General features: G+C 59.2%; 6 protein-coding genes and 1 pseudogene. 6 read left to right on the top strand and 1 reads right to left on the bottom strand.

Translation table 11 applies throughout. The features are described from left to right. The 3 genes and pseudogenes from HNR46_RS07300 to HNR46_RS07290 form a co-directional block, all read left to right on the top strand. Positions 1-484, top strand: a pseudogene (locus HNR46_RS07300) (hypothetical protein); the annotation flags it as partial. Between the two features lie 5 nt (positions 485-489). Next, entirely contained in the window at positions 490-2,277 is a 1,788-nt protein-coding gene (locus HNR46_RS07295) for a BatD family protein (RefSeq protein ID WP_221285063.1), read from the top strand. Position 2,278: 1 nt separating this feature from the next. Continuing rightward, positions 2,279-3,028: a tetratricopeptide repeat protein gene (locus tag HNR46_RS07290; RefSeq protein ID WP_184017299.1), complete on the top strand. Its 750-nt coding sequence runs from the start codon at positions 2,279-2,281 to the stop codon at positions 3,026-3,028. 1 nt (position 3,029) lies between these two features. Here HNR46_RS07290 and HNR46_RS07285 read toward each other — a convergent pair whose 3' ends face one another. Beyond that, positions 3,030-4,601 carry a cryptochrome/photolyase family protein gene (locus tag HNR46_RS07285; protein WP_184017297.1) on the bottom strand — a complete coding sequence of 524 codons (1,572 nt, stop codon included), beginning with the start codon at positions 4,599-4,601 and terminating at the stop codon, positions 3,030-3,032. A gap of 89 nt (positions 4,602-4,690) precedes the next feature. Between HNR46_RS07285 and HNR46_RS07280 the strand changes: the two genes are divergently transcribed. From HNR46_RS07280 to HNR46_RS07270, 3 genes are all read left to right on the top strand, one after another. Next, on the top strand, positions 4,691-5,875 hold the full coding sequence (locus tag HNR46_RS07280) for an aminotransferase class V-fold PLP-dependent enzyme (RefSeq protein WP_184017295.1): 1,185 nt from the start codon (positions 4,691-4,693) through the stop codon (positions 5,873-5,875). Between the two features lie 57 nt (positions 5,876-5,932). Then, a complete protein-coding gene (locus HNR46_RS07275; protein WP_221285062.1) occupies positions 5,933-6,865 on the top strand; it encodes a glycoside hydrolase family 16 protein in 933 nt (310 codons plus the stop codon). Between the two features lie 68 nt (positions 6,866-6,933). Continuing rightward, positions 6,934-8,931, top strand: coding sequence for a thioredoxin domain-containing protein (locus HNR46_RS07270; protein WP_184017289.1), 1,998 nt, complete (start codon positions 6,934-6,936; stop codon positions 8,929-8,931). The last annotated feature ends 1 nt before the right edge of the window (position 8,932 follow it).

Below are 8,932 nucleotides of genomic sequence, written 5' to 3'. Positions count from 1 at the left end.
GCAGGACCAGAAGCAGGATCAGCAACAGGATCAGCAACAGGATCAGAAGCAGGATCAGAAGCAGGACTCACAACAGGACTCACAACAGGACTCACAACAGGACTCACAACAGGACTCGAAGGGGAATCCTCAGGAGGAGTCGAAGAAGAACGAGGGTAAGGGGGAGGATGCTGAAGATTCTCAAAAAGAGGAGCCGAAGAACTCCGAAGATAACCCCAAGGAGGAGGGGATGAAAGGGCAGGAGGAAAGGCAGCGTCCGGAGGAGTCGGCGCCTTCTGGAGGTGAAGCTGGAGACGCCAAGGAAGCGCAAGGAACAAAAACCCCTGAGGTATCGGTGGGTGATGAGCGGAAGAAGGGTGAGATGTCGCGGGAGGAAGCTTTGCGTCTCTTGGAGAGTTTGGGGAACGATGAACGGGTGGTGATCCCGGTGCCGCTCTCCGATCAGAACCGCGAGCGGCGGGGAAGGAATCGAAAGACTTGGTGATGACGATGCGTGGAGTTTTGCTGTTTTGGCTTTTCGGGTGGCTGGCATTGCAAGGTGCCGAAGTCACCACCGAGCTTTCGACGGATGTGGTCGAGGCTGGCCACGGTGCGATGCTCACCCTTCGCATCGAAGGTGGAGATGCGGATCAGGCTCCTCAGATTCCTGAAGTGAAGGATCTGGTGGTGAATCCTCGGGGTCGTTCACAAACCATGCAGATTGTGAATGGTACGGTGAGTCGTGCGATGGTCTACTCTTACATCGTAGGGGCTCACGTCCCGGGAGAGTATGATATCCCTTCGTTTCCGGTCAGAGTGGGAGGGAAGGTTTTTCAGACGGACCGTCTGCATTTGAAGGTGCGGCCGTCGTCATCGGGTGAGCCGGGAGGGATGGGAGATGAAGAAAAGGTGCCGGGAGAGGAATCGGATTTTGGGCATCTGACCTTCCAAATGGTGGAGAAGGATCGCAAGCATGTGTATCCTGGAGAGATCGCTCCGGTAAGGATTCAGGCGTATTTTCCGGTGGGGGTGCGCGTTTCGTTGGGGGGGCAACCACGACCCGAGGGGGGCGCATTCACTCTGCAGAATCTGAGTGAGCAACCGCGGCAGGAGATCAAGAATCTGGAAGGCAAAGACTACCGCGTTCTGACGTGGTATGCGGGATTGTCGGCAACGAAGGCGGGAACCTATCCTGCTGGGTTGTCGCTCGATTGTACGGTCGCAGTTCCCGACCGCTCGGCCCAAAAGGGTCTCCCTGGTTTCGAAGATCCGTTTTTTGGTCGCTCTCCATTTGACGATCTTTTCACGCCCATGGTTCAGAAAGACGTGACGCTGAAAACGCCCGAACCGCCGGAGTTGGAAGTGTTGGAACTACCAAAGGAAGGTCGGCCAGAAAATTTTTCGGGAGCGATCGGAACCTTCGAATTTGAGTCGGTCCAGATTCCTGAAACGATGGAGACCGGGGAGCCCACAAGGGTTCGGGCGAGGATCAAGGGGTCTGGGAATTTTACGCTGCTCAAGCAACCCGAGCCCCTTCCCGCCGATGAATGGAAGACGTATGAGGGGCAGGAGGATTTTTCACCGGGAGATGCAGCATCGTTCGAAGGGACCAAGGAGTTTTCCTTCAATGTGGTTCCAATGCGGCCGGGAGCGAAGGACGTTCGACTGGGATTGACGTACTTTGATCCCGACCTTGGGGCCTATCAGGTTCTCGAATCCGATGGCCAGAAGGTGGCGATTACGGGAACGGTGATTCTCGACGAAGGCGAGCAAAAGGATGGGGGAAACGAGCGCCCTCCGCTTCCAGATGGTCCGGAGTTGGCTCCCGTTCGTGAGACCTTGGGCCGGGTAGGTCGCTATGAGCCATGGCCTGTGGAGAGGGTGACGACGACGGTGGTGGGTTGCGGAAGTTTGGCCTTGGCGCTGTTGGGGTGGGGAATATGGAAGCAGCGCGAGGTCGACCCTCGGCGTTTGGCATGGCTCGCCGTGCGAGCTGCCGAAGCATCGGCGTTGGCGGCTGCCGAAGAGGCGGTGAGACGGGGGGATGTTCCGGGATTCTTCCGTGCGGCGAGAGAGGCGTTGCAGTGTCGCCTTGCCGAATTCCGAGAGGTACGCCCGGAGTCGCTGACTTTGACGGATTTGGAGGGCCGAGTTGAGGAACGATGCCTGGAGCTTTGGCGGACAGGAGATCGGATGGAGTATTCGGGCGAGGTCGCAAGCGCCGGCTCGCTGGAAGAATGGCGAGAGGTTTTGCATGAGGGATTGAAAAGGCTTTCAGAAGCTTCCACCCGCGCATGATATGAAAGGCAAGTTTTGGAGAGTGGTGGTGGGTCTTGGGATGTTATTCGGTGCCTCAGTCCGGGCGGACGAAGGCTTTGAGCGGGCCTTGGTGGACTATCATTCCGGGAGGTTTGAGGAGGCGGCGGAGGGTTTTGAGAAGGTTCTGGAAAGGGACGGGCCGCGGGTCTCGGTGTTACAGAATCTTGGCAGCGCCTATCACCAATTGGGGCAAGAGGGCCGGGCGATTCTTGCGTTGGAACGAGCCCTGTTGCTGGCACCTCGGGATCCGGATTTGCAGGCAAACCTCAAGCGGATCCGGGATGAAGCGGCGGTGTTCACGGTGGAGAAATCGGATCGATGGTCCAGTTGGCGGAGTCGGTTGTCGTGGCGGAAATGGTCGCAATTGGCCGTGCTCGGCGCGGTGATGATGCCGATGGGGGTGCTTCTCGGTTGGGCATGGAGTCGAAAGCCAGGTCGTTGGATCGCATTGCCGGTGGGGGTGTTAGGAGGTCTGGTTGCGGTGGGCTCGTCGTGGATGCTAAGGGGGTGGGACGAGGTGACGACGCGTGCGGTCGTGATCGGAGGGCCTGCTACGATGCGGATTTCGCCGTTTGAGACAGCGCAGGAGAAAGGAAGTTTACCGGCGGGTCGCGAGGTTCGATTGGGCGAGCAAAAGGGCGATTGGTTTTGGGTGACGGTGGACGGGACGGCGAGCCAAGGTTGGCTTGCAAAGGATTCGATCGAACCGGTGGTGCCGAGGAGGGAATGAGTCAGGAGAAAAGATCGGGATCGGAGAGATGCTGAGGCTTTTGTGCCGCCGGGTGCTGGCGCAGGAGTTCGGCTTGGTGATGGATCGCTGCCTTTTCGTCTGGGGAAAGCCGGGAGAGGTTGCGTAGCTGCATTTTCATGCGTGGATTGGCATCGAAGCTCGATTCGTGGCGGAGCAGGAAGTCCCAATAGAGGGTGGTGAATGGGCATGCGCGGGGGCCGGTTTTCTGAGCTGGGTCGTAGGGACAATGGCGGCAGTAGTTGCTCATGCGCTGGATGTATTTTCCGGAAGCACAGTACGGTTTGGAGGCCATGATGCCGCCATCTGCGAATTGGGACATGCCGAGGGTGTTGGGGAGTTCGACCCACTCGACGGCGTCGACAAAGATGGCGAGGTACCATTCGTGCACCGCCTTGGGACGAACACCGAGGAGGAGGGCATAGAGACCGGTGATCATGAGGCGCTGGATGTGGTGAGCATACCCCGTGTCGAGGGTTTGGCGGATCACTTGGGAGAGGCAGTGCATCGAAGTATGACCGGTCCAGTAGAAGTCCGGGAGAGGTTGGTCTGCTCCCAGAGCATTTTGCTCGAGATACTCGGGCATGTGGAGCCAGTAGATGCCGCGAACGTATTCTCGCCAGCCGAGGATTTGGCGAATGAACCCCTCGGTGGCGGCGAGGGGGGCTTTGCCTTCACGCCAGGCCTGCTCTGCGGCATCAATGACTTCACGGGGATGGAGAAGTTTGAGGTTGAGAGCTGTGGAAATGAGGGAGTGGTAGAGGTAAGGTTCGCCGGTCCACATGGCATCCTGATGATCGCCGAAGTGAGGGAGAGCCTTTTCAATGAAGTTTCTCAGGCGGGCGAGTGCGGCGCGACGCGTGACGGGCCAAGCGAAAGAATCCAGTGATCCGGGGTGGTTGGGAAAGCGGCGTTTGACGAGTTCGAGAACTTCCTGAGTGCGCTCATCGGGCTCGAAATGAATCGGTGAGGGGAGGTTCTGAGGCCCTTCCTTGCCGAAGCTTTTACGGTTTTCGGAGTCGTAGTTCCAATTTCCGCCGGCGGGGCGATCGTCCTCCATGAGGACGTGGTGGCGTTGGCGCATTTCACGGTAGAAGAACTCCATCCGGAGCGATTTGCGTTCAGATGCATGCCGCCGGAAGTCTTCGATCGAACAGAGAAAGTGGCTGTCGGGGAGGAACTCGATGGGAACTCCCAGGTGGTGGCAGGTTTCCAGCAGGGATTGGCGAACGCGATGATCACCCGGTTCGACGAGAACGACGTGTTGGGGTCGGTGCTTCTCGAGGGTGCGGGTGAGCTCAAAGGAAAGGCTGCCGGTGTTCTCAGGGGCATCGAGTTCGGAGTAGTCCACTGTCCAGCCTTGTTCGGTGAGGTGGTGGCGGAAGTGACGCATGGCGGCGAGGAACAGGGCGATGCGCTGAGGGTGGGACCAAACGTGAGTGGATTCCTCGGTGACCTCGGCCATCCAGACCCGGTCTTGGTGAGGATCGGCGTGAGTGAGAGCGGGGGAGTTGGCATCGAGCTGGTCGCCAAGGATGAGAATGAGTCGGCGCATGGGTGGTTTCACGCTTGGAGTGGGATGGGGCCTCTGTCCAGTGCAGGAGCGCGGCTTGATCGCCGAGCGGGAGCGGATAGCGTGGGCGGGTGATTTACCTCGATGCGAATGCGACGACTCCGATGCTCCCGGAGGTGGTGGAGGCGATGATGCCTTGGTTGACGGAGCAATACTGCAACCCGAATGCTTCTTATCGTGGGGCAAAAGCGGCGCGGAAGGCCGTGGAGCAAGCGCGGGAGCAAGTCGCGGTGTGGTTGGGAGCCCTCCCTGAGGAGGTGGTTTTCATGAGCGGGGGAACGGAGAGCACGAATACGGCTTTGAAGTGGCTTGCGCGGTGGGTGGGCCGGAAATCCGGTCGGGTGGTGACCACGGCGGTGGAGCACAGTGCGGTGCTGAAAGTGATCGAGAATTTCGCCCAAGTCGGCTACGCGGTGGAGAAATGTGGTGTGGATTCAGGGGGGCGCCTGGACTTGGAGGCATTTGATGAAGCCTGCGCTCGGGCTGAGGAGGGGGGAGGCTTTGCGTCGGTGATGGCGGTCAACAATGAGACGGGAGTGATTCAGCCGTGGGTGGAGGCTTGTGAGAAAGCGCATGCCCGAGGCCTGGCGTTTCACACCGACGCGATTCAGGCGATGGGTAAGGTGGAGGTGAATGTTCGGGAGGTGCCGGTGGACTTTCTCTCGCTAAGCGCGCACAAGTTTCATGGACCTAAGGGAGTGGGAGCTCTTTATGTCCGGAGCGGTTGTCGCTTTGAGCCCTTGCTGCGGGGTGGTGGCCAGGAAAGCGATCGACGGAGCGGAACGGAGAATGTGGCCGGGATCGTGGGGATGGGAAAAGCGGCGGAGTTGGCGCGGCTGTGGTTGGAGGCTGGTCGTGATCTCCGGGGGTTGCGCGATGATTTTGAAGCTCGTGTGGTGGGTGGCGTGGAGGGGGTCACGGTGAATGGCGACCTGATTCACCGGGTCTCGACGACCAGTCATCTTTCCTTCGAGCGTTGTGAGGCGGCGGGTCTCTTGATCTTGTTGGATGAGATGGGGGTGGCGTGCTCGGCGGGAAGTGCTTGCATGACGGGGAAGCAGCAGCCGAGTCATGTACAGAAGGCGATGGGCTTTTCGGATGGAAAGGCGCGGAGCAGTTTGCGGTTTGGATTCAGTCGGATGAATACGCGTGAGGAAGTGGTGGAGGCCGCGGGATGTGTCGTGAAGGCCGTGGAGAAGTTGCGGCGGGTTCAAGGGGGAGGGGGTACGGGCCCCGTGATGGTCTATTCGCCGTGACACAGATTCCGGAAAGACGCTTGGGGTGGCTGCGTAAGGGCAAGCGAGATGATTTCGATGCGAATCTTGGCTGGATGGGTAGCGGTGGGTCTGGCGGCAGGCGCGGAAACTCCCTGGAAATTGGTTTGGAGCGACGAGTTTGATGGCGAGCAACTGGATCCGGAGAAGTGGGACTATCAGATTGGCAACGGCTACTACGCATATGATGCCCAACAATGGATTGCTGGATGGGGCAATCAGGAGCTTCAGTATTACACGGAGGAGAAGCGCAATGTGGCGGTAAGCGATGGGGAGTTGGTGATCCGCGCTTTGAAGGAGTCCCTGCATGGATGCGGGTATACCTCGGGCCGATTGCGCTCGGTCAGAAGGGATGGTAAGACGCTCTTCTCGCAGAAGTATGGGCGTTTTGAGTTTCGCGCGAAGCTTCCCACAGGGCAGGGGATTTGGCCGGCGTTGTGGATGTTACCCGACCAGGGAAACCCCTATGGTCCGTGGGCAGCATCCGGGGAAATCGATATCATGGAAGCGCGTGGGCAGGAGCCGGGGAGGATTTTGGGAACGATCCACTATGGGTCCCGTTGGCCTGGGAACGTTCACAGTGGAGGTGAATTTGAGTTTCCAGAGGGGGAGGGTATCGATGGATGGCACGTCTATGCGCTGGAGTGGGAGCCGGGTGAATTGCGGTGGTATGTGGATGGGGAAAATTATTCGACGAAGCGTTTTTGGTGGAGTTCATCGAAGACTTTGGAGGGGAATGTTGGCCAGGGCGCTGTGCCGCAGTCCGAGAGTGACTTGAATCCCTGGCCGGCTCCCTTCGACCAACCGTTTCACTTGGTGATGAATCTGGCAGTGGGCGGGCAGTTTCTGGGCAATCCGGATGTTTCGACGGCTTTTCCGGTCGAGATGCGAGTTGACTATGTGAGGGTGTATGAAGGGCCGGAGAAGCCGGTGGCTCCGCGCGGGACCGGCAAGCTTCCGTTTGGGGGGTAGGACTTTCTGGTCGCGATTCGTTCAAAAAATCCGGGCGACAGGGTGACGGGCCGTCCCTAGGTTGGCGCATGCCCAATGCCCTCGCCCGTGAAACGTCTCCCTATCTGCTGCAACACCAGCACAATCCGGTGGAGTGGTTGCCGTGGGGAGAAGCGGCGTTTGAGGAAGCACGTCGTCGGGATGTGCCGGTGTTTCTATCAGTGGGTTATTCGACGTGCCACTGGTGCCATGTGATGGAGCGGGAGAGCTTTGAAAGTGAGGCGATCGCGGCGGTCATGAATGAAGGGTTTGTGTGTGTGAAGGTGGACCGCGAGGAGCGTCCTGACGTGGATGCGGCATTCATGGCCTTTGTGCAGGCCACCACGGGCCAGGGAGGTTGGCCGATGAGTGTCTGGCTGACTCCAGACGGGGAGCCGATTCTCGGCGGAACCTATTTTCCGCCGGAAGATCGGCATGGTAGGGCGGGTTTTCCCCGGGTTTGCCGGGAACTGGCCCGGTTGTGGCGGGAGGATCGCACGAGGATGCAGGAAGCGGCCACTCGGGTGGCGGAGCATTTGCAGGAACAAAGTACGGCGGATGTGGTGCTGCGTGGCTTGCCAGGAGAGAAAGTGTTCGGAGATTTTCTGGACCATTGCGAGGCCAGCTTCGATCCCGAATGGGGAGGTTGGGGCATGGCTCCGAAGTTTCCTCGCCCCTCGGTGCCGCGGCTGTTGCTGCAACTGGCAGACCGTTTTGGCGCGGAGAGTGACGAGGCGGCGAGCGCCCTGCAAATGGTAGAGAGAACCCTTGAGCGGATGGCTGCTGGAGGCCTGCACGATCGGATCGCCGGTGGATTTCACCGCTACTCCGTGGACCGCTACTGGCATGTTCCTCACTATGAGAAGATGTTGTATGATCAGGCTCAGTTGCTGCACCTCTACTTGGATGCTTGGCAGTGGACGGGGGAGCGAGCTCATGCCGAAGTGGCGGAACGCTTGGTGGAGTATGTGATTCGAGACCTGACGGATCCAGCGGGGGGATTTCATGCGGCGGAGGACGCTGACAGCCGGGATGCGGATGGAGAGGTGAAAGAGGGCGCCTACTGGACGTGGACGGCGGAGGAGATTCAGGAGGTTTTGTCGCCGTCCGATGCAGCCCTGGCCTGCGCTGTTTGGGGGATTGAACTGCAAGGGAACTCCCGGCCGGAGAGCGACCCCCATGGCGAGTTGGAGGGGAGGAATACCCTTTATCAGGCTTTGAGTGAGCCGCGTTGGGTGGAGGTGTTCGGTGCAGATGCCCCCCAGCGATTGGAGTCGATCCGTAAGCATCTCCTTGAGGTTCGCGAAAAGCGGTTACGACCGCACCGGGATGATAAGATCATCACGGCGTGGAACGGATTGATGATTGGGGCCTTGGCCCGGGCGTCGAGAGTGCTTGGCTTGGAGGAGGCGATGCAGGCCGCCACGGCTGCTGCCAAGTTTCTGCGCAAGGAGTTGTGGTCCAGTGGGCAATTGGAGAGATCCTGGCGGGGCAGAAAGTCGGGAGTTTCAGGCTTCCCGGCAGATTATGTTTTTCTGATCGAGGGATTGATCGAACTGCATGCTCTTGGAGACGAGGGATGGCTGGATTGGGCCGTCGAGCTGCAAGGGAGCTTGGATCGCCAGTTTTGGAGCGATGAGAAGATCGGCTATGTGATGCGACCCTCCCTATCAGGGCGTGAGTTGATGATCATTCGGGAGGACCACGATGGAGCGGAGCCTGCGCCGAACCATGCTGCAGCGGTCAACCTTCTCAAGTTAGAAGCCCTGACAGGCAATGCGAGTTACCGTACGCAGGCGGAGGCTCTTTTGCGTGCGGGATCGCTTCTGGCTGAAAAGCACGGCTTCTACGCTCCTGTGCTGCTTGGGGCCTTGGATCTGCGCCTGCGAGGCGTGAGGAAGTGGAGCGTCGGCAGTCGAGTGGATCTAACCGAGCGTCAGGCCTTACGCCGGCTCGTGGAGCCTCGGGGCGTATACGAAACCGCAGACGGCAACGAAGTCACCGTCTGCGAAGGAGAGCTGTGCCGTTTATGGCGGCAGAGAAGTTGAG

Source organism: Haloferula luteola (assembly GCF_014201715.1).
Classification (GTDB): Bacteria; Verrucomicrobiota; Verrucomicrobiia; order Verrucomicrobiales; family Akkermansiaceae; genus Haloferula; species Haloferula luteola.
Note: the sequence above shows the minus strand (reverse complement) of the source record. Positions and strands in the feature narration are given on the sequence as shown.

Bases quoted from the DNA above. Each gene is read 5' to 3' on its own strand.
- HNR46_RS07295 (WP_221285063.1), top strand. From the start codon at position 490: ATGCGTGGAGTTTTGCTGTTTTGGCTTTTCGGGTGGCTGGCATTGCAA.
- HNR46_RS07290 (WP_184017299.1), top strand. From the start codon at position 2,279: ATGAAAGGCAAGTTTTGGAGAGTGGTGGTGGGTCTTGGGATGTTATTC.
- HNR46_RS07285 (WP_184017297.1), bottom strand. From the start codon at position 4,601: ATGCGCCGACTCATTCTCATCCTTGGCGACCAGCTCGATGCCAACTCC.
- HNR46_RS07275 (WP_221285062.1), top strand. From the start codon at position 5,933: ATGCGAATCTTGGCTGGATGGGTAGCGGTGGGTCTGGCGGCAGGCGCG.
- HNR46_RS07270 (WP_184017289.1), top strand. From the start codon at position 6,934: ATGCCCAATGCCCTCGCCCGTGAAACGTCTCCCTATCTGCTGCAACAC.